The 18,090-nt window shown below is 60.3% G+C and carries 14 protein-coding genes; 9 read left to right on the top strand and 5 right to left on the bottom strand.

Going from position 1 to position 18,090, the window contains the following annotated elements; translation table 11 throughout:
• Positions 1-334: 334 nt before the first annotated feature.
• Both A1WC_RS19350 and A1WC_RS19345 read right to left on the bottom strand, forming a co-directional pair.
• Positions 335-700: a cupin domain-containing protein gene (locus A1WC_RS19350; RefSeq protein WP_002892824.1), complete on the bottom strand. Its 366-nt coding sequence runs from the start codon at positions 698-700 to the stop codon at positions 335-337.
• Positions 701-713: 13 nt separating this feature from the next.
• Positions 714-2,015, bottom strand: coding sequence for an NAD(P)/FAD-dependent oxidoreductase (locus A1WC_RS19345; protein WP_016160427.1), 1,302 nt, complete (start codon positions 2,013-2,015; stop codon positions 714-716).
• A 159-nt stretch (positions 2,016-2,174) separates the two neighbouring features.
• Here A1WC_RS19345 and A1WC_RS19340 point away from each other — a divergent pair, with 159 nt between their 5' ends.
• The 7 genes from A1WC_RS19340 to A1WC_RS19310 all read left to right on the top strand — a co-directional run bounded on the left by A1WC_RS19340 (position 2,175) and on the right by A1WC_RS19310 (position 12,465).
• Positions 2,175-3,659, top strand: a complete 1,485-nt coding sequence (locus A1WC_RS19340) for an aldehyde dehydrogenase family protein (protein WP_016160428.1) — start codon at positions 2,175-2,177, stop codon at positions 3,657-3,659.
• 397 nt (positions 3,660-4,056) lie between these two features.
• The gene (locus A1WC_RS19335) at positions 4,057-5,139 is read left to right on the top strand and encodes a YncE family protein (RefSeq protein WP_016160429.1); all 1,083 of its coding nucleotides are present in this window, start codon (positions 4,057-4,059) and stop codon (positions 5,137-5,139) included.
• A gap of 59 nt (positions 5,140-5,198) precedes the next feature.
• Positions 5,199-7,397 carry a TonB-dependent receptor gene (locus A1WC_RS19330; RefSeq protein WP_016160430.1) on the top strand — a complete coding sequence of 733 codons (2,199 nt, stop codon included), beginning with the start codon at positions 5,199-5,201 and terminating at the stop codon, positions 7,395-7,397.
• A 106-nt stretch (positions 7,398-7,503) separates the two neighbouring features.
• Positions 7,504-8,880 carry a phenylalanine transporter gene (gene pheP, locus A1WC_RS19325; protein WP_016160431.1) on the top strand — a complete coding sequence of 459 codons (1,377 nt, stop codon included), beginning with the start codon at positions 7,504-7,506 and terminating at the stop codon, positions 8,878-8,880.
• Between the two features lie 187 nt (positions 8,881-9,067).
• Entirely contained in the window at positions 9,068-10,273 is a 1,206-nt protein-coding gene (locus A1WC_RS19320; protein WP_162499996.1) for an MFS transporter, read from the top strand.
• 16 nt (positions 10,274-10,289) lie between these two features.
• The gene (locus A1WC_RS19315; protein WP_016160432.1) at positions 10,290-11,312 is read left to right on the top strand and encodes a sugar phosphate isomerase/epimerase family protein; all 1,023 of its coding nucleotides are present in this window, start codon (positions 10,290-10,292) and stop codon (positions 11,310-11,312) included.
• 1 nt (position 11,313) lies between these two features.
• Positions 11,314-12,465 carry a Gfo/Idh/MocA family protein gene (locus A1WC_RS19310; RefSeq protein WP_016160433.1) on the top strand — a complete coding sequence of 384 codons (1,152 nt, stop codon included), beginning with the start codon at positions 11,314-11,316 and terminating at the stop codon, positions 12,463-12,465.
• 19 nt (positions 12,466-12,484) lie between these two features.
• Here A1WC_RS19310 and A1WC_RS19305 read toward each other — a convergent pair whose 3' ends face one another.
• The gene (locus tag A1WC_RS19305) at positions 12,485-12,901 is read right to left on the bottom strand and encodes an Exc2 family lipoprotein (protein WP_016160434.1); all 417 of its coding nucleotides are present in this window, start codon (positions 12,899-12,901) and stop codon (positions 12,485-12,487) included.
• A gap of 232 nt (positions 12,902-13,133) precedes the next feature.
• On the opposite strand from A1WC_RS19305, the gene A1WC_RS19300 reads away from it, so the two are divergent.
• Positions 13,134-14,114, top strand: a complete 981-nt coding sequence (locus tag A1WC_RS19300) for a LacI family DNA-binding transcriptional regulator (protein ID WP_012968759.1) — start codon at positions 13,134-13,136, stop codon at positions 14,112-14,114.
• 3 nt (positions 14,115-14,117) lie between these two features.
• Here the strand turns inward: A1WC_RS19300 and A1WC_RS19295 are convergent, their stop codons facing one another.
• Positions 14,118-15,362, bottom strand: coding sequence for a mechanosensitive ion channel family protein (locus A1WC_RS19295; protein ID WP_004202471.1), 1,245 nt, complete (start codon positions 15,360-15,362; stop codon positions 14,118-14,120).
• A 70-nt stretch (positions 15,363-15,432) separates the two neighbouring features.
• Positions 15,433-16,860: an MFS transporter gene (locus tag A1WC_RS19290; RefSeq protein ID WP_016160435.1), complete on the bottom strand. Its 1,428-nt coding sequence runs from the start codon at positions 16,858-16,860 to the stop codon at positions 15,433-15,435.
• 108 nt (positions 16,861-16,968) lie between these two features.
• Between A1WC_RS19290 and A1WC_RS19285 the strand changes: the two genes are divergently transcribed.
• A complete protein-coding gene (locus A1WC_RS19285; protein ID WP_016160436.1) occupies positions 16,969-17,835 on the top strand; it encodes a helix-turn-helix transcriptional regulator in 867 nt (288 codons plus the stop codon).
• The last annotated feature ends 255 nt before the right edge of the window (positions 17,836-18,090 follow it).

Consider the following 18,090-nt stretch of genomic DNA (forward strand, 5'->3'; position numbering starts at 1 on the left):
GTGGAGGGCGGCGCATGATTCTGTGACGCAGTCGATGAATGTCGCGGTGGATAAACAACATGACCCCGAAAACCGGGGCCATCCGTCTTGCCACGTTGCGCGTATTTCTGCCGGATGGCGGCTGCGCCTTATCCGGCCTACGGTCCGTGCGGCCTGCCTTTAATTTATTCACCATGCTGACTGAAACGCCGGTGTTGGCGGCCTCAAAACCCCCGGTGGCGCTGCTGCTTACCGGGGCTACAGCGCTGTGCGATTTGGTAGCCCGGAGAAGGCGCAATGCGCCGCCTCCGGGTCCCCCTGTGCGCTCCCTGCGCCGCCGGGCATTATCAGCGTGTTAGCGCGTCTCGACGTTCGCCAGGTAGTGCTTCACAAAGCGCGGCGTCAGGATTTTCCACTCCACTTCGGTGCCCTGTTTAACAAACCAGCTGTCGCCCGGCGCAAAGCGCTGCGGCTCGCCACCGGCGACGGTCAGCTCCACTTCGCCTTCCAGCACGGTGGCATGCTCGGTAAACGGATAGGTCATGGTAAAGCTCCCCTCAGTGGACGAAAACAGTCCGCAGGTAAAGGCGTCCTGCGGCTCGCCGTAGATCATCGCCCCGGCCACCTGCGGGTCTCCCGCGGTCGGCGTCGCGCCGAGCAGGCTGACGCTGCCGATCGGCTGCAGGTCAGGTACCGGGTGTTTAAGTTTAAAAGCGTGCATAGCGTTCTCCTGGTTAACTCCGGCCTTTCCAGAAACCGGCGGTTTGATGCATCAATTTTCCGGCTGTGACTAATAGCAAGCGCAGGCTGTCACGGCCGTGGATGGTCGCGTGGGGGATGCTGCTCAGCAGGCGATAGCGGTCGGAACCGCCGTTGATCCCTTCGGCGAGGATTTTGCACACGATGTGCGACGGGGTGACGCCGAAGCCGGAGTACCCCTGGACGTAAAAGACGTTGTTGTGATCGCGTAGGGTGCCGATCTGCGGGAACAGGTTGGCGCTACAGGCCATCGGCCCGCCCCAGGCGAAATCGATCTTCACATCCTTCAGATAGGGGAAGACCTCCGCCAGCAGGGTGCGATTCCAGGCGGCGAAATCGTTCGGCGTATATTCCACAAAGCGAGTCGCGCTGCCGAACAGCAGGCGATTTTCCCGGGTGACGCGGTAGTAGTTAATCACCGGGCGAATATCGCTGAAGGCGCCGCGCAGTGGGCTGATGCGCTCGATCAGTTCATCGGAAAGGGGCTCGGTCGACACCTGATAGGAGTAGGTCACCAGCGTCTTGTTGTAGATCTCCGGCTCCATATTGTTGAGGAAGCTGTCGCAGGCCCACAGTAGTTTGGCGGCTTTGACGCTGCCCATCGCGGTGCGTACCTGCACCTGTTTGCCGTAATTCACCTCCACCACTGGCGAGGATTCGAAGATCTTTACCCCCAGCGAATGGGCGGCCTGCGCCGAACCGAGCAGCATATTGAGCGAATGGATCTGCCCGCCGCCCATATGTTTCAGCGCGCCGCAGTAGACCTCGGAGCCAACCACCTGCTGCACCTCTTTGCCGGTATACAGTTCGATTTCTTCATCCGGGGTAGCGGCTTTAAACTCCTTCTCCCACTGGCGCAGCGTTTTGAGCTGCCGCTGGTTATAGGCGAGATAGCCGTAGCCGGGGACGAAATCGGCGTCGATATGGTATTTGCGGATGCGTTCGCGAATGATGCCCGCGCCGAGGTTGGCGATTTTAAACAGCGTCTCCAGCCCCTCTTTGCCGACGTGCTTTTTCACCGCTTCGATGTCGTGACCGATACCGGCCATCACCTGGCCGCCGTTGCGCCCGGTACCGCCGTAGCCAAGATGGCGCGCCTCCAGCACCACCACGTTGGTGATACCCTGTTCCGCCAGCTCAAGGGCGGTGTTAATCCCCGAGAAGCCGCCGCCGATAATCACCACGTCGGCTTCAATATCTTCCCGCAGCGCCGGGAAATGGAGGTGGTATTTCTTCGTCGCGCCGTAGTAGTTCAGCGCATCGATTTTAATGTTCATCGCGTTACCCTGTGGTCTTGCCTGGCTCAAGGTCCTCATCACAGCACGCCATGCGGGCGTTGAATATCGTCCGGAAGAATGACGTTCTTTAGAACGATGGGCGGCGCAGAGCAACCGTGCTGTGATAGGCCAACTTTGCTAAAAAAACGGGTGCTGACGATGAGCGAGATAACCTTACTGGCGGAAGTGACCGCCTTTTTACGCCAGCCACACGGGCAGTTTATTGCCGGTCAACGTGAGGCGGGCCACGGCGCGCCGTTCGCGGTGATTAACCCGGCCACCGGTCAGGCAATTGCTGAGGTGACGGCAGCGGATGTGGATCAGGCGGATCGCGCCATGGAGAGCGCCCGCCAGGCGTTCAGTCAGTGGCGTGAGATGCCGACGCTGGCGCGCGGTACGCTGCTGTTGAAGCTGGCGGATGCCCTGGCTGAGCATCGCGAAGCGCTGGCGCAGCTGGAAAGTCTCTGCTCCGGCAAGACCATCATGCTGGCGCGGATGTTGGAGCTGGATCAATCGGTGGCGTTTTTGCGCTACTTCGCCGGCTGGGCGGGGAAAGTCACCGGCGAAACGCTGGATGTCTCGCTCCCCTCCATGAACGGTGAGAAATATACCGCCTTCACCCGCCGCCAGCCGCTGGGGGTGGTGGTCGGCATCGTGCCGTGGAACTTCTCCATCATGATTGCCATCTGGAAGCTGGCGGCAGCCCTGGTCTGCGGCTGCACCATCGTCCTCAAACCGAGCGAGTATACGCCGCTGACGCTGCTGCGCGTGGCGGAGCTGGCGAAAGCGGTGGGTATCCCGGATGGGGTGATTAACGTGGTCAACGGCACCGGCGGCGAGATTGCCCAGCGGCTGATGACGCATCCGGCCTGCGCCAAGGTGAGCTTCACCGGCTCGGTGGCCACCGGTGAAAAAGTCCAGCAGTCGGCCTGCGCGTCAGGTAAACGGGTGACCCTTGAACTGGGGGGCAAAAACGCCGCGCTGTTCCTCGATGACCTGACGCCGGAGGCGATGGTCAACGGCATTATTGAAGCCGGCTACCTGAACCAGGGGCAGATTTGCGCCGCTGCGGAGCGTTTTTACCTGCCGCAGGGCAAACTGGATGCAGTGCTGGCGCTGCTGAAAGACAAGCTCAGCGCCTTCGCGCCGGGATCGCCGCTGGATGAACAGACGCTGATGGGGCCGCTGGCCAACCGCCAGCAGTACGAGAAAGTGCTCAAACTGATCCAGACCGCGCGCGACGAGGGGGATACCATCGTCTGCGGCGGCGAAGCGCTGCCGGGAGAGGGGTATTTCCTGCAGCCGACTGCGGTCAAAGTCCGCAGCGAAGAGAGCACCCTGATGCGCGAGGAGACCTTCGGTCCGGTATGCAGCTTTATCGGCTATCGCAGTGAAGAAGAGGCGCTGGCGCGGATCAATGCGTCGCCATATGGCCTGGCGGCCAGCGTCTGGTCCGATAATATTCGCCAGGCGCTGCGCTACTCGGAGGCGATTGACGCCGGCATCGTGTGGGTCAATATGCATACCTTCCTCGACCCGGCGGTACCGTTCGGCGGCATGAAGGGCTCGGGCATCGGGCGCGAATTCGGCAGCGCGTTTATCGATGATTATACGGAGCTGAAGTCGGTGATGGTGCGCTATTAACCGCCGCTCAGCGACATAGCGCAGGCATTTGTCGTTTTGCGCCAGATGGGCGACACATCCTGCGCCTTCTGGCCCTGAAACCGGGAGGGGGCACTGCCTCGCTTCCGGGACTCTTTTTCCCTTCGCGGATCCTTTCTTCCCCTCGTTATCCGCCATTGCCGTAAAAAAAATCAGCAGATTATCTTTTTTGCCCGCCAGGACTTGTTTGACATTAGATAATGAGTATAGTTCTCATTCTCTTTTTCATTCGTAATTTTGGCAAGGTTCGAGCTGCGCCAGTGAGTCGTTCACTAAGAGTCGCGAAGGCGTAGGGTGACGTAAAGACAGCAGGCTGGAAACAGACAATATCGGTCGCTGCGCGTCCATCGGGTCGTTGATTTTTTATAGGGTTGATCCAATGAAATACACACTTCCGACGTTGACGCTGGCCATCAGCGCGGCGTTAAGCGGCTGCGCGACGCCTCATTCCTCTGCCGTTTCCCAACCGGTTGTCGACTCGCCAGCCCCTAACGTGGCGCAACCGCTGCAGCGCCAGCTAGCGGAAGGGCTGTACGAGATGGCGTTAAGCCCGCAGGGTGATGCGCTGTACGTCGCCAGCGCCGAAGGCTTTAAAAATGTGCAGGGCGGGGCGGTCTACACACTGGATCCGCACACCCTCAATACCATCGGCCTGACGCACACCGATCTGAAAAACTTCGCTTTACAGCTCTCTGCGGAGGGTAAAACGCTGTATGTCAGCAATTCGCTGGACGGCGGCATCAGCGCTATCGACACCGCCACCGGCAAGGTAAAAAACCGCCTGCTGTTCAGCGAGCGCAATGAAAAAGGTCGCCCTTATGGGGCCCGTCAGCTGCTGTTGCTGAACAATACTCTCTACGTTGGTGCGGTCGCCGACCTGGCGCAAATCTGGGTGGTTGACGCCACCACTCTGAAGCTGAAAACACGGATTAAAAATACCGGTAAATGGATGACCGGCCTGCACTACTCCGCACAAACCGGTCGCGTGTACGCCGCTAACGGCAGCGGTGAAATTCTGGTGATCAACCCACATAACCAGCGCATTGAACAGCGCTGGAAGCCGCTGGGCGACAAGCCAGCGCTGCTGCTTAATATGGCCGAAGATAGCGACACCGGCCGCCTGTTTGTGACTGATAACTCGAAAGCGAAAACCACTCTGGTGCTGGATATCCACAGCGGCAAGCTGCTTAAACAGCTCGACGTCGGCGATTCGCTGGCAGTGCAGTTCAATAAGAAACGCCACGAAATTTATATTTCGCAGCGTGAATCCGGCAAGGTTATCAGCCTTGACGCCAGCCGCTACACGCTGAAGAAAAGCTGGGCGCTGCCGGCCAATCCCAACAGCCTGCTGCTTTCCGCCGATGGTCAGACGCTATTTGTCACCGTCAAACAGCCCTTCAATAAAGACCACTCCACAAAAGGCCCGGACAGCGTCGTACGCATTGACCTGAACGCGCAATAAAAATAACGGGTCCGGCGACGGGCCCTTTGATTCATTTATCCTCATCCATGGGGCAAATTATGCACACCACGCACTATTCATCCTTCCCGCTGCGTAAAACGCTGCTGGCCTTAGCCATCGGCGCTGCCAGTCAAACGGCGATGGCCGCGGACGCTGCCGCCGCGAAGCAACCTGGCGAAGAGACCCTCATCGTCGAGGCTAACGAAACCAGCGATTTTAAATCCGGCGGCGACCTGGTGGTTCCGGCATTCCTCGACGGGCAGATCGCTCACGGCGGCCGTCTGGGGATGCTTGGCGAACAAAAGGCGATGGACGTTCCTTTTAACGTTATCGGCTATACCTCGAAGCTGATTCAGGATCAGCAGGCGAAAACCATCGCCGATGTCGTCAGTAACGACGCTGGCGTGCAGGCCGTACAGGGCTACGGCAACTTCGCCGAGACCTATCGAATCCGCGGGTTTAAGCTCGATGGCGATGACATGACCATGGGCGGCCTGGCGGGCGTGGTGCCGCGTCAGGTGATGGACACCCAGATGCTGGAGCGCGTTGAAATTTTCAAAGGAGCTAACAGCCTGCTTAACGGTGCGGCCAGCAGCGGCGTCGGCGGGATGATTAACCTTGAGCCGAAACGGGCGGAAGATCTGCCGACCGCGCGCGTTGGCGTCGACTATACCTCTGATTCTCAGGTGGGCGGCACCCTCGACCTGGGACGCCGTTTCGGCGACAACAACCAGTTCGGCGCCCGGGTCAACCTGGTGCATCGCGAGGGTGAAGGCGCTATCGATAATGATAAACGTCGTACTACGCTGGCTTCGCTGGGGCTTGATTACCGCGGCGACCGTTTCCGCTCCTCGCTCGATTTCGGCTACCAGAAGAAAACGTTCCACGGCGGTACGATGGGCGTCAATATCAGCGGCGTGGATTTCGTTCCGGCGCTGCCGGACAACAGCAAAAACTACAGCCAGAAGTGGGGCTATAGCGATATCGAAAGCGAATTCGGCATGGCGAAGGCAGAATATGACCTGACCGATAGCTGGACGGTATACAGCGCCCTCGGCGGCCAGCATTCGCATGAAATTGGCACCTACAGCGCGCCGAAGCTTCTGAATAAAAACGGCGATGCGACGGTGGGCCGCCTGGATACTAACCGCATTATTGACGCGATCAGCGGCATGGGCGGGGTACGCGGCGATTTCAATACCGGCGCGATTTCGCATAAGGTGAACCTCGGCTATGCGGCGCAGGTGCATACCGATGCTACCGCCTGGCGGATGTCGGCGAAGAATCCGACCACCAATATCTATGACAACCGTGATGTGGCGATGCCGGATAACGCCTATTTTGGCGGCAACTACCACGATCCGCTGGTCACCTCGCGCAGCCGTACGCAGGGCTGGCTGCTGAGTGATACCCTCGGCTTCTTTAACGATAAAGTGCTGTTTACCGCCGCCGCTCGTCATCAGAAAGTGGTTGTGCGCAACTACAGCAACGCCACCGGGCTGGAAGATACTTCTTCGCGTTATACCCAAAGCCGCTGGATGCCGACGTTTGGCCTGGTGTACAAGCCGTGGGAGCAGCTGTCGCTGTATGCTAACCATACCGAAGCGCTGCAGCCGGGCTCTGTGGCGCCGACGACGGCGGCCAATGCCGGGCAGAGTACCGGGATCGCGCACTCGAAGCAGGACGAAGTGGGCTTCAAGATCGACTACGGAACGATCGGCGGATCGCTGGCGCTGTTTGAAATCAAAAAACCGAACGCTATTTCCGATACCGCTGGCAATTACGGCCTCGACGGCGAGCAGCGTAACCGCGGCGTAGAGATGAACGTCTTCGGCGAGCCGATGCTGGGGCTGCGTCTTAACGCCAGTACGGTGTGGCTGGATGCCAAACAGACTAAAACCGCTAAAGGCGCAACCGACGGTAAAGATGCCATCGGGGTGGCTAACTTCTACGCAGTGCTCGGCGCCGAGTATGATATCAAGCCGGTGGAAGGCCTGACCGCCACCGCGCGCGTCAATCATAGCGGGTCGCAGTATGCCGATGCGGCCAATACCAAGAAGCTGGATAGCTACACCACCCTGGATTTAGGCCTGCGCTATCGTATGCGCCTGAACGCCGACCAGAACGAAATGACCTGGCGCGTCGGGGTGACCAACGTGACCAACGAGAAGTACTGGTCTGGCATTGACGATACCGGTACCTATCTGTTCGAAGGCGATCCGCGTACCGTGCGCGTCTCAATGAGCTACGACTTCTGACGCTAAAAAAGCGGGGCGGGCGGCTGACGCTCGCCCCGCGCAACTTGCGACAATCCCCCCTAAGTGATAAAAGGTGCCCCTTCACAAAAACACACAGGGGAACGACGTGAAAGACGCGTCAACGTCGTCGGATGCCGTAGAAGAGAGCGGCCCGACGCTTCATCGCGGTTTACAGAACCGACACATTCAACTTATCGCCCTTGGCGGCGCGATTGGCACCGGCCTGTTTCTTGGCATTGGTCCTGCGATTCAAATGGCTGGCCCGGCGGTCTTATTGGGCTACGCCGTGGCCGGGATTGTCGCTTTTCTGATCATGCGCCAGCTGGGCGAGATGGTGGTGGAAGAGCCAGTATCCGGCTCCTTTGCCCACTTTGCCTACAAATACTGGGGCCCGTTCGCTGGTTTCCTGTCCGGCTGGAACTACTGGGTGATGTTCGTGCTGGTGGGAATGGCAGAGCTGACCGCCGCCGGGATCTATATGCAGTACTGGCTCCCCGACGTGCCCACCTGGATCTGGGCGGCGGCCTTCTTCCTCATTATTAACGCCGTCAATCTCGTCAACGTCCGTCTGTATGGCGAAGCGGAGTTCTGGTTCGCGCTGATTAAGGTGCTGGCGATTATCGGTATGATTGCCTTTGGCCTGTGGATGCTGTTTGGCGGCCACGGCGGCAGCAAAGCCGGGTTCGACAACCTGTGGAAACACGGCGGCTTCCTCGCCACCGGCTGGCACGGTCTTATTCTGTCGCTGGCGGTGATTATGTTCTCCTTCGGCGGGCTGGAGCTTATCGGCATCACCGCCGCCGAAGCGCAAAACCCGGAAAAGAGCATTCCGAAAGCGGTGAACCAGGTGGTTTATCGTATCCTGCTGTTCTATATCGGTTCGCTGGTGGTGCTGCTGGCGCTCTACCCGTGGGTGGAGATCAAATCCGACAGCAGCCCGTTTGTGATGATTTTCCATCATCTCGACAGCAACATGGTGGCCTCCGCGCTGAACTTCGTCATTCTAGTGGCCTCGCTGTCGGTCTATAACAGCGGTGTGTACTCCAACAGCCGGATGCTGTTCGGCCTGTCGGTGCAGGGCAATGCGCCGACGTTCCTCGCCCGTGTCAGCAAGCGCGGCGTGCCGGTGAATTCGCTGCTGCTGTCAGGCGTCATTACCTCGCTGGTGGTGGTGCTGAACTACCTGCTGCCGCATGAAGCGCTGGGGCTGCTGATGGCCCTGGTGGTGGCGACGCTGCTCCTGAACTGGATCATGATCTGTATGGCGCACCTGAAGTTCCGTGCCGCCCAGCGCCGCAAAGGGCGTGAATCGAAGTTCAAAGCGCTGCTGGCGCCCGCCAGCAACTACTTCTGCATTGCTTTCCTTGGGTTGATTCTGGTGCTGATGTGCACTATCGACGGCATGCGCCTGTCGGCAATCCTGCTGCCGGTGTGGATCCTGTTCCTGTTTATCGCCTTCAAACTGCTGCGCCGCCCGGCGTAAGCGAGACGCCCCGCCGTCCGGCGGGGCTGCCTGCCTTTTTATTGTGATCCTCTTCGCAGGTGGGGAATTTGTCTGGCGATCTTCTTTTTGTAATCGATTACTTTTGTGTTGAGCGATTTTGTAATCGATTACTTTTCTGAGGGCGAGCAACATGGTCACAACAACAGAAGGTCGGGAAAGTGTCCGCGTGAGCCACCGTTTTCTGGTGCCGCGGTTGTCGTTAATGATGTTTATGCAGTTCTTTATCTGGGGCAGCTGGTCGGTGACCCTGGGGCTGGTGATGACCCGCTATGAGATGTCACTGCTGATCGGCGATGCGTTCTCCGCCGGGCCGATCGCCTCCATCCTGTCCCCCTTTGTGCTGGGAATGCTGGTGGACCGCTTTTTCGCCTCGCAGAAGGTGATGGCGGTGATGCACCTGGCCGGGGCGGCGATCCTGTGGTTTGTCCCCCAGGCGCTGGTGGCGCAGAACGGCGCCCTGCTGATTGGCCTGCTGTTCGGCTATACGCTGTGCTATATGCCGACTCTGGCGCTGACCAACAATATCGCCTTTCACAGCCTGGCGAACATCGATAAAACCTTCCCGGTGGTCCGCGTGTTCGGCACCATCGGCTGGATTATCGCCGGGATCTGCATCGGGGTGACCGGTATCTCTGATACCACCGGCATCTTCACGCTTGCGGCGCTCTGTTCGGTGGCGCTGGCGATTTACAGCCTGACGCTGCCCCACACCCCGGCGCCGGCCAAAGGCATGCCGGTGCAGTTTCGCGATCTGCTGTGTGCGGACGCCTTCGCGCTGCTGAAAACCCGTCACTTCCTGATTTTTTCCCTCTGCGCCACCTTAATTTCCGTACCGTTAGGCACCTATTACGCCTATACCGCGTCGTATCTGGCGGATGCCGGCGTCAAGGATGTCAGCACCGCGATGTCGTTCGGCCAGATGTCAGAGATCGTCTTTATGCTGGTGATCCCGCTGCTGTTCCGTCGCCTCGGGGTGAAATATATGCTGCTCATCGGCATGGTGGCGTGGTTTGTCCGCTACGCCTTTTTTGCCCTCGGGGTCAGCGAAGAGGGGCGCTTCCTGCTCTATCTGGGCATTTTGCTGCATGGCGTGTGCTATGACTTTTTCTTTGTCGTCGGCTTTATCTACACCGACCGCGTGGCGGGCGAGAAGGTCAAAGGCCAGGCGCAGAGCATGATTGTGATGTTCACCTACGGGATCGGCATGCTGCTGGGCTCGCAGATCTCCGGCGCGCTGTATAACCATCTGGTGGCCGGCCAGAGCGTGCCGCAGGCCTGGGTGACCTTTTGGTGGATCCCGGCGGTGGCCGCCGCGGTTATCGCGCTGATTTTCCTTTTCTCTTTCCAGTACAACGAGAAAGAGCCGCACTAATTTTTCAGGAGGGGGTATGAAAACGATTAAGGGACCGGGCATTTTTCTGGCGCAGTTTATTGGCCCGCAGGCGCCGTTTAACACGCTGGCGGGGGTGGCGCAGTGGGCCGCCGGCCTGGGATACCGGGCATTGCAGATCCCCTGCAACCACCCGGCGATTTTTGATGTCGAGCGGGCGGCGGCGAGCCAGACCTACTGCGACGAGGTCAGCGGCACCCTGGCGGAGCATGGGCTGGTCATCAGCGAGCTGTCCACTCATCTTGAAGGGCAACTGGTGGCGGTGCATCCGGCGTATGACGCGGCGTTTGACGCCTTTGCCCCAGCCGCGCTACATGGCGATCCGCAGGCGCGCCAGTGCTGGGCGGTGGAGAAAGTGCGCCAGGCGGCAGTGGCCTCCGGCCGCCTTGGGCTGAAGGCCCATGCGACCTTTTCCGGGGCGCTGGCATGGCCCTTTTTTTATCCGTGGCCGCCGCACAATCAGCCGCTTCTGGATGAGGCCTTTGCCGAGCTGGCCCGGCGCTGGCGGCCGCTGCTGGACCACTTCGACGAACAGGGCGTCGATGTCTGCTATGAGATCCACCCCGGCGAAGATCTGCACGATGGCGTGACCTTTGAGCGTTTTCTCGCGCTGGTGGATAACCATCCGCGCTGCAATATGCTCTATGACCCGAGCCACCTGCATCTGCAGCAGATGGATTATCTGACCTATATCGATATCTATCACTCGCGTATTAAAGCGTTTCACGTCAAGGACGCCGAATTTCGTCGCAACGGGCACAATGGCGTCTATGGCGGATACCAGCCCTGGCAGCAGCGGGCCGGGCGTTTCCGCTCTCCTGGCGACGGGCAGATCGACTTCAAAGGGGTGTTCAGTAAGCTGACCGAATATGATTTTGACGGCTGGGCGGTGCTGGAGTGGGAGTGCTGCCTGAAGGACGCCGAGACCGGCGCGCGCGAGGGCAGCGAGTTTATCCGCCGCCATATCATTCCCGTTGCCGGACGGGCCTTCGATGACTTTGCCGCCGGCGGGAGGGAATAACATGATTCAGGTTGCGATAATCGGGGCAGGGTTTATTGGCCCGGCGCATCTGGAGGCGCTGCGGCGGCTGGGAGATGTCGAGGTCGTGGCGCTGTGCGACAGCCGCCTTGAGGCGGCGCAGCGCAAGGCGCGAGCGCTGAACATTGCCCATGCCTACGACAGCGTGGAGGCGCTGCTGGCCCATCCGGGGCTGCAGGTGGTGCATAACTGTACGCCGAACCATCTGCATGCCCAGATTAACCGGCAGATCCTCGCCGCCGGGCTGCACGTCTTCTCGGAAAAGCCGCTGTGTATGACGGCGGAGGAGGCGCGGGAGCTGGTGGCGCTTGCCGCCCGGGCCGGCGTGGTGCATGGCGTCAGCTTCGTCTATCGCCAGTTCGCCATGGTCCAGCAGGCGGCGGCGATGATCCGCCATGGCGATGTTGGCAGGATCTTCGCGGCGCACGGCAGCTATTTACAGGACTGGATGCTGCTGGAGACCGACTACAACTGGCGGGTCGATTCGGCGCAGGGCGGCGCGTCGCGGACGGTGGCCGACATCGGCTCCCACTGGTGCGATACCGTGCAGTTTATGTCCGGTCGGCGGATTGTCGAGGTGATGGCGGATCTGTCTATCGTCTGGCCGACGCGTAAAGCGCCAGTCAATGGCAAAGCGACCTTCAGCGCCGTTCACGAGGCGCAGGCATATGAAACCCGGCCTGTCGATACTGAGGACTTTGGCTCGGTGCTGTTGCGTTTTGACGATGGCAGCAAAGGCAGCTTGATGGTCTCCCAGGTGAGCGCCGGGCGGAAAAACCGTCTGGCGGTGGAGATTAACGGCAGCCTCTGTTCTCTGGCCTGGGATCAGGAAGTGCCCCAGCGACTGTGGATCGGCCACCGCGAGCAGCCGGATCGCCTGCTCAGCGACGACCCGAGCCTGCTGCGGCCGGAGGCCGCCGCCAGCGCCCATTATCCCGGCGGCCATATTGAGGGCTGGCCGGATGCCTTCAAGAATATGATGGGGCATTTTTATCAGGCGGTGCGCGCCGGGAAGATGCCGGAGGCCGGGGCCCGGCGCTTCGCCGCTTTCGACGACGGCGCCGATGTGATGTACATCATCGAGGCGATCGTCAAAAGCCATCAGCAGCAGCGCTGGGTCAGCGTCGAACGCTGAGCGCAGGCGGGGCGCAGGATTATTTCACCCCAAGATAGCCGTCGAGATAGGCACCGGAGAGCTCGTTGCCGAACAGGACGGCATCTTTATTTTCCATCGCATTATCCCATTTGTCGCTGGCGTTGCCGGTAAAGGCGTGCTCGGTGCGGGTGCCCTGCGCCGCCTGTTGTTTGATGGCCTCAGCGGTGTGGCGGGCGTCGCTTTCACTCATGCCAGCGGCTTTATCCTGCTGGCCGCGGGCGTACATTGCCGTGAAGGTCGGCAGGTTTAAACGGTAATTTTCCTGGCGGTTGACGGTGAAATTGCCGCCGACAAAATCGGAGCGGTGGGCGACAAACGCGTAAGCGTGGCGTTCCGGTGACGATTTTGACGAGGTGCAGCCGGTGATCGTTGCCAGGGCACAGCTGAGGGCGAGAACTGCGGTGGAGAGCCTCATGGAGATATCATCCTTAATCATAAATGAAGAAATAGGGCGCCAGGGGGCTGTCGCCAGAGCGCGAACCGGGTGGAACGGCAAAAGGATGCGCGTTAACGGCGTGGGAGAGAAGCCCTGATTTTTAATAGTTTTCTCGTGCGTTCCCGCGCTTTCGCGCCAGGCTGGCAGGCTGACCAGAGGTCATTTATGATAGCCTGCAGGATCCACCTCTATCGCAGGAAGTGCAGGGTTTATGTCTATTCAGAAAATTGCTCGTCTGGCCGGCGTCTCGGTGGCCACGGTGTCGCGGGTGCTGAACAACAGCGATACGGTAAAAGCCAAAAACCGTGAGCGCGTGCTGCAGGCGATCAAAGAGAGCAACTATCAGCCGAACCTGCTGGCGCGTCAGCTGCGAACCGCTCGCAGCAATATGATCCTGGTGATGGTCTCCAATATCGCTAACCCCTTTTGCGCCGAGGTGGTGAAAGGGATAGAAGAAGAGGCGGAGAAGAATGGCTACCGCATTCTGCTGTGTAACTCCGGGTCGGATCTGGCCCGCTCGACCTCGGGCCTGCAGCTGCTCTCCGGCAAAATGGTCGACGGCATTATTACCATGAACGCGCTCTCCAGCCTGCCGGAACTGACCACCATGATTGGCGATGCGCCCTGGGTGCAGTGCGCGGAGTATGCCGACACCGGCAGCATCTCCTGCGTCGGGATTAACGACGTCGAGGCGGCTCAGGGGGCGGTGTCCCGACTGGCCGATAGCGGCCGCCGCCGCATTGCGCTCATTAATCACGACCTGAGCTATCGCTATGCCCGTCTGCGCGAGCGCGGCTATAAAAGCGTGCTGCACGTGCACGGTCTGGTGTATCAGCAGGTGACTTACGCGCAGGATCTTAGCGCGGCGGCCGGTAAACGGGCGATGGAGCAGCTGCTGTCGCAAGACGAGCAGCCCGACGCGGTGTTTGCCGTTTCGGACTCACTTGCTGCCGGGGCGCTGCGGGCGATTGACCAGGCCGGACTGCGGGTGCCGGAGGATATCGCGGTGATCGGCTTCGACGGCACCGAGCTGGCGGAAGTGGTCTCCCCGCAGCTGACCACCGTCGAACAGCCCTCCCGGGCGATCGGCCGCACGGCGGTGGATCTGTTAATGAAACGCATCGACGATCCCGACGCCGCCGTCGAGCGGGTGATGATGGACTGGCGCGTGATAGCCCGCGCCAGCGCCTGAGGATCAGCGGGAGAAGGCGCCCGCCAGCGCGCGAATGTCGTTGCCGGTGGGCGTTTGATGAATGCGTAAGCCAAACTCCTCCACCACGGCGAAGACATGGTCGAAAATATCCGCCTGGATCCCCTCATATTCCGCCCACACCACGGTGTTGGTGAAGCAGTAGATCTCGATGGGCAACCCGTTGGCATCCGGCGCCAGCTGGCGCACCATCAGGGTCATATCCTGGCGGATGCGTGGATGATGGCGTAAATACTCCTGCAGATAGGCGCGGAAGGTGCCGACATTGGTCATTCGCCGCTCATTGAGAACCGACTGTTCCCCGGCGTACTGCTGGTTCCAGGCGCTAATCTCCTCGTGGCGCGAATCCATATAGGGCTTAAGCAACTTCGCCCGGATCAGGCGCTGCTGCTCCTGTTCATCAAGAAAATGAATGCTGGTGGTGTCGATGTTGAGGCTGCGTTTGATGCGGCGGCCGCCGGAGGCCGACATGCCGCTCCAGTTTTTAAACGAGTCGGAGACCAGCGACCAGGTTGGAATGGTGGTGATGGTGTTGTCCCAGTTGCGTACCTTGACCGTGGTGAGGCCGATATCGATCACCGCGCCGTCGGCGCCGTACTTCGGCATCTCCAGCCAGTCGCCAAGCTTGAGCATATCGTTGGCAGAGAGCTGGATACCGGCCACCAGACCGAGGATCGGATCTTTAAACACCAGCATCAGCACCGCGGCCATCGCGCCGAGCCCGCTAATCAGGATCGCCGGTGACTGGCCTATCAGCAGCGAAATAATCAGGATGCCGATAATAATCGCCGTCACCAGCTTAATCCCCTGGAATATCCCCTTCAGCGGCAGCTGAGAGGCGGCAGGAAATTTCTGCGCCAGCTTTAAGATCACATCCAGCAGCGAGAAGAAGGACAGCATGGCATATATCATCACCCATAGCTGAGCCACGGTGGTTAATATTTCCGCGGCCTCGCTGCCTTTTTGCAGCCACAGCACCGCCTGCACGTTGACGATGATCCCCTGCAGGGTAAAGGCCAGTCGGTGAAAGAGTTTATTCTGCGTGATGATTTGCAGCCACAGATGGCTGCTGGCCAACGCCCGTTTTTCAAAAGCGCGCAGGACCACTTTGTGCAATATCAGATGCACGACCACGGCGGTGAATAAGATAATGCCGAAGATAATCATCAGCGAGCGGGTGGGGGTTATTTCGATTCCTAAGGCGGCAATTTGCGATATTAATTCCTGCATAACGTCTCCTGAATATCCAGCGGGTATGATGACCGCTGGATAGCTATTATGCAAATCACCGCCGCCGGTATTACGACGCTACCGTCGCCGGCTGTCGGTTGAGATGATGGCGCAGCCACAGCGCGATCGCCCCCAGCAACAGCATCATGGCCACCTCGACCAGCAGAAAATCAATCAGCGCCTGCGGATAGTTTCCGCCGCCGCGACGGGCCAGCGCCAGGAACAGCGAACCAAGGATAGCCGGTCCGAGACCGAGGGTCGCCTGCTGCAGGGTGCTGAGGATGGCGCTCCCGGCCCCGGCGTCGCTGGCGCTGATATCGCGCATGCCAATCCGGTAAAAGCTGTTGACGATCAGCGCCTGACCGTAGCCGATCAGCGCCGTGGCGGGGACCAGCGTCAGGGCGGTGGTGGCGATGCCGAAGCGGGAGAAGGTGGCGCACAGCAGCAGTAGCCCGGCGATCTGCACCGCCAGACCAGTCAACAGGATCCGCCCCATGCTGTGGCGGGCGATAAGCCGCGGGGCATACAGCGCCGAAATAAAATAGGCCACGCCGAGGGCGATAAAGCTATTGCCGGACTGCCACGGCGCCATCCCCAGCCCCTCCTGCATGGTCAGCGCCATGCAGAACATAAAGCCGGACCAGGCGCTGAAAAACAGCAGGGCGATGGCCATGCCGAAGCGGATGCTGGTCAACTGCAGCAGACGCGGCGGCAGCAGGGGATGGTCGCCGCGCTGCTGCTGGCGCAGGGCGCTCTGACGCATGGCGAACATGAGCGGCAGGACCGCCACCAGCATCAGCTGCAGCCACAGCGGCCAGTGCAGCTCCGGACCGAGGGCCATCGGGAACAGCAGGCAGCAGAGGATCAGCGCGAGGTACAGCGTGCCCAGCCAGTCAATACGCGACGGCGTCTCGCGACGGGTTTCCGGCACATAGCGGCGGCTCAGAGCCAACACCAGCAGGCAGATCGGCACATTGATAAAAAAGGCGTTGCGCCAGCCCAGTCCGGCGATGTCCGCCGATACCAGCCAGCCGCCGCCCATCTGTCCGACAATAAAGGCGATCCCGCCGATGCCGCCATACAGGCTGATAGCCCGGGCGTGGGCGGGGCCTTTGAGGGTCACGTGCAGAGTGGCGAGGATCTGCGGCACAATCAGCGCCGCCCCGGCGCCCTGCAGGGTGCGGGCCGCCAGCAGGGCGCCGATGCTGTTCGCCATCCCGCACAGCAGGGAAGCGATGCCAAAGAGGGCGACGCCCCACATAAACAGACGCCGGCGGCCATAGTTATCGCCAAGCTTACTGCCCATCGCCAGGCAGACGGCAAAGGCGACGCCGTAGAGCGCGACGATAAGCTCCAGCTGCGTGGCGCTGGCCGCCAGGGTGTGGGTGATGGCGTCCAGCGCCACATTGGTGATCGAGGTATCAATAAGCGGCAGCATCTGGCCGCCCAGCAGCAGCAACAGACCGGCGCGGCCGGGTGAAACAGCAGACGTATTCATGGGATTCTCCATTGCGTCATTCAGCAGACCGACGTAGCATTACCGATAAATTAAACGGGTACCAGTTCCTGTCTATACTGGTACTGGCACTACTATGCTGGAGGGGTGATGACCACGATGCCGCAACGGGAGTTGACGATCGCCGTGCCGGACGATCGACGCAAACAGCTGGGGGCATTTTTGCGCGCCCGCCGCGAAAGCCTCGATCCGCAGCGCCTGGGGTTGCCCCGCGTGGGCCGCCGGCGCACGCCGGGCCTGCGTCGGGAAGAGGTGGCGATGCTCGCCGACGTCGGCGTCACCTGGTACACCTGGCTGGAGCAGGGGCGGGAGGTGAATCCGTCGGAGGCGGTGCTGGTGGGGGTCGCGAATGCCCTGCAGTGCAGTCCGCTGGAGACCCGGCACCTGTTCGTACTGGCGGGGCTGACCCCGCCGGAAGCCACCCAGGTGACGGTGTGCGAAGGCATCAGCCCCGGCACCCGCCGGATGCTGGACAGCCTGATGCCGCAGCCAGCCAGCATTCAGAAACCGAACTTTGATATTGTGGCCTGGAACGACAGCTTCTGCCGCCTGATGGGCATCGATTTCGCCACCCTCCCGGAAGAAGATCGCAACTGCATTTATCTCTATCTGACCCATGAGACCTGGCGCAGCCGGATCGAAAATCGCGATGTGCTGCCGACCTTCGTCTCCTATTTCCGCGCCGCGATGGCCGAGCACCGTGGCGATTCGGCGTGGGAAAACAAGCTGGCGCGCTTTTTCGCCGCCTCGTCGGAGTTTGAAGCGCTGTGGCATCAGCGTTACGAGGTGCGCGGTGTGGAAAACCAGATTAAACATTTTAACCACCCGCAGCTCGGGCGATTCAGTCTGCAGCAGATGTACTGGTATTCGGCGCCGCGCAACGGTTCGCGCCTGCTGGTCTATCTGCCGATGGACGAGGCGGGCGAGCAGGCGCTGGCGTGGCTGGACCAACATTAATCACAAGGAATCAGATGGCTGGCAATGTGCCATCTTCGGGTATTCCCGGCCGGGCTTTTATGTTATCTGTGGCTTCAGCGCACATTGCGCTCCCGGTTAGTCTTCTGCGTTATATCTCTCATGGCGCAGGGAGCGCACAGGGGGCGGCCAGTCGCCGCCGCCCCCTGTACCCCCGGGCTCCGGCCAGCAACATCGCCGCTTCGTGGTGCCTTCGACTTATCCCTGCAGGCTTCGGGTCGGGCCGAGGCAGCGTCC

The sequence above is a fragment of the Klebsiella sp. KTE92 genome (assembly GCF_000398905.1).
Classification (GTDB): Bacteria; Pseudomonadota; Gammaproteobacteria; order Enterobacterales; family Enterobacteriaceae; genus Klebsiella; species Klebsiella variicola.

Excerpts from the sequence above, each read along its gene's own strand:
- A1WC_RS19350 (WP_002892824.1), bottom strand. The coding sequence starts at position 700 with ATGCACGCTTTTAAACTTAAACACCCGGTACCTGACCTGCAGCCGATC.
- A1WC_RS19345 (WP_016160427.1), bottom strand. The coding sequence starts at position 2,015 with ATGAACATTAAAATCGATGCGCTGAACTACTACGGCGCGACGAAGAAA.
- A1WC_RS19340 (WP_016160428.1), top strand. The coding sequence starts at position 2,175 with ATGAGCGAGATAACCTTACTGGCGGAAGTGACCGCCTTTTTACGCCAG.
- A1WC_RS19335 (WP_016160429.1), top strand. The coding sequence starts at position 4,057 with ATGAAATACACACTTCCGACGTTGACGCTGGCCATCAGCGCGGCGTTA.
- A1WC_RS19330 (WP_016160430.1), top strand. The coding sequence starts at position 5,199 with ATGCACACCACGCACTATTCATCCTTCCCGCTGCGTAAAACGCTGCTG.
- A1WC_RS19315 (WP_016160432.1), top strand. The coding sequence starts at position 10,290 with ATGAAAACGATTAAGGGACCGGGCATTTTTCTGGCGCAGTTTATTGGC.
- A1WC_RS19310 (WP_016160433.1), top strand. The coding sequence starts at position 11,314 with ATGATTCAGGTTGCGATAATCGGGGCAGGGTTTATTGGCCCGGCGCAT.
- A1WC_RS19305 (WP_016160434.1), bottom strand. The coding sequence starts at position 12,901 with ATGAGGCTCTCCACCGCAGTTCTCGCCCTCAGCTGTGCCCTGGCAACG.
- A1WC_RS19300 (WP_012968759.1), top strand. The coding sequence starts at position 13,134 with ATGTCTATTCAGAAAATTGCTCGTCTGGCCGGCGTCTCGGTGGCCACG.
- A1WC_RS19295 (WP_004202471.1), bottom strand. The coding sequence starts at position 15,362 with ATGCAGGAATTAATATCGCAAATTGCCGCCTTAGGAATCGAAATAACC.
- A1WC_RS19290 (WP_016160435.1), bottom strand. The coding sequence starts at position 16,860 with ATGAATACGTCTGCTGTTTCACCCGGCCGCGCCGGTCTGTTGCTGCTG.
- A1WC_RS19285 (WP_016160436.1), top strand. The coding sequence starts at position 16,969 with ATGACCACGATGCCGCAACGGGAGTTGACGATCGCCGTGCCGGACGAT.